Source organism: Streptomyces sp. NPDC018026 (assembly GCF_044327745.1).
Lineage (GTDB): Bacteria > Actinomycetota > Actinomycetes > Streptomycetales > Streptomycetaceae > Streptomyces > Streptomyces rubrogriseus.
Window position 1 is genome coordinate 1 of the sequence record NZ_JBIRFY010000048.1, and the last position, 1,917, is coordinate 1,917.

1 protein-coding gene is annotated in these 1,917 nt (G+C 70.8%); it reads right to left on the reverse strand.

Annotated elements, in window-relative coordinates; genetic code table 11:
- On the reverse strand, positions 1–1,917 hold a 1,917-nt coding region (locus tag ACH4D3_RS41180), incomplete at both ends, for a condensation domain-containing protein (RefSeq protein WP_398332885.1).

The following is a 1,917-nucleotide window of genomic DNA, read 5'->3' on the forward strand; positions in this document are numbered from 1 at the left end:
GCGCGGTGGAGGTAGGTGGCCAGGGCGTGGTGTTCGATGACGACGCCCTTGGGGCGGCCGGTGGAGCCCGAGGTGTAGATCATGTAGGCCGCGTGTCGCGCCGACCACGGGCTACGGCGCTCCGCGTCCGTGAGCGGACCGTCGGGACGGCTCGCATACGCAGCGGCGTCCACCGCCTCGGTGAGGGTCAGAGCAGGCCGGGCGTCGTCGAGCATGTAGGCGATGCGCTCGGCGGGGTAGTCGGGGTCGATCGGCAGGTAGGCCGCGCCGCTCTTGAGCACGGCCAGCATGCTGACTACTGCGTCCAGGGACTTGGGCAGCGCGATCGCGACGAAGTCCTCGGCGCCGAGGCCCTGTTCGAGCAGGTGCCGGGCGAGTTGGTTGGCGCGCCCGTCCAGCTCGGCGTAGGTCAGGGTGGTGCCGTCGCACATCACCGCTGCGGCGTCCGGCGTCTGTCGGGCCTGCTCGCTGATCAGTTCGTGGAGCGGCGTCCCCGGAAGCTCGGTGGGGGCCCCGTTCCACTCCACCAGGACCCGCTCACGCTCGACCGCGTCCATCAGTTCGACGGCGCCGATCGGCCGGTCCGGGGCTGTGGTGACGGCTTCCAGCACCCGCAGGAACCGCTCCGCGATCGCCTGGGCGGACCGGCGGTCGAGAAGTTCCGTACTGAAGTCCAGTGCCGCATCGATGCCTTGTGGCCGCCGAGACGTGTCGAAGGACTCCGCGAACCCGAAGGAGAGGTCGAACTTCGACGAGGTCCGCTGGACCTCCCGGAGCGCGACGGTGAGCCCCGGAAGCTCGGAGATGTCCTTCAGCGCGCCCTCGTGGTCCGTGTTGTTGAAGGTCAGCAGGACCTGGAAGAGCGGGTGATGGGACAGCGTGCGGGCCGGGTTCAGTGCCTCGACCAGCCGCTCGAAGGGGAGGTCCTGGTGCGCGTAGGCGGCCAGGTCGGTGTCCCGCACCCGGTCGAGGAGCCGGCGGAAGGTGGGATCACCGGACGTGTCCGTGCGTAGGACGAGGGTGTTGATGAAGAGCCCGATCAGGTCGTCGGCGGCGTCGTCCGTGCGCCCGGCGACGGGGGTGCCGATCGGGATGTCCTCACCGGCGCCGAGACGGGTGAGCAGGACGGCGACCGCCGCCTGGATCACCATGAAGGCACTGGTGTTGGTGGCACGCGCCAGCTCCGTCAGCCGCGTGTGCAGCTCCGTCGGCACGGTGAACGGAACACGGTCGCCCGAGTAGCCCGCGACCGCCGGTCGGGGCCGGTCGGTGGGGAGGTCGAGCTGTGCGGGCAGGCCGGCGAGCTGCTGCTTCCAGTAGGCGAGCTGGCGGCCCGCGAGGGCTTCCGGGTCGGTGTCGTCGCCGAGTATCTCCTGTTGCCAGAGCGCGTAGTCGGCGTACTGGACGGTGAGCGGGGCCCAGGCGGGCGCCTCGCTGCGGACGCGGGCCGCGTAGGCGGCCGTGAGGTCCTGGGCCAGCGGGGCGCGGGACCAGGCGTCACTGGCGATGTGATGGATGAGGAGCAGCAGTACGTGCTCCTGCTCCGACACCCGGAACAACGAGGTGCGCGCGGGAAGTTCCTGGGCGAGGTCGAAGCGGTGGCCGACGGCTTCGTCGAGCCGGTCGCCGATCTCCTCCTCGGTCACGTCGACGACGGTGAAGGGCGTCGAGGCCGCCTCCACGGGCAGCACGATCTGGTACGCGCCTCGTTCGTCCTCGGTGAAGACCGTCCGCAGGCTCTCGTGCCGGGCGACGACGTCTCCGATCGCCGCGCGCAGGGCGTCCACGTCGAGCGCGCCGCCGAGCCGCAGCGTGAGCACGGTGTTGTAGGTGGCCGAGGGTCCTTCGAGCTGGTGGAGGAACCAGAGGCGTTGCTGGGCGTAGGAGAGCGGGATGCGCTCGGGACGCGGCCTCGCG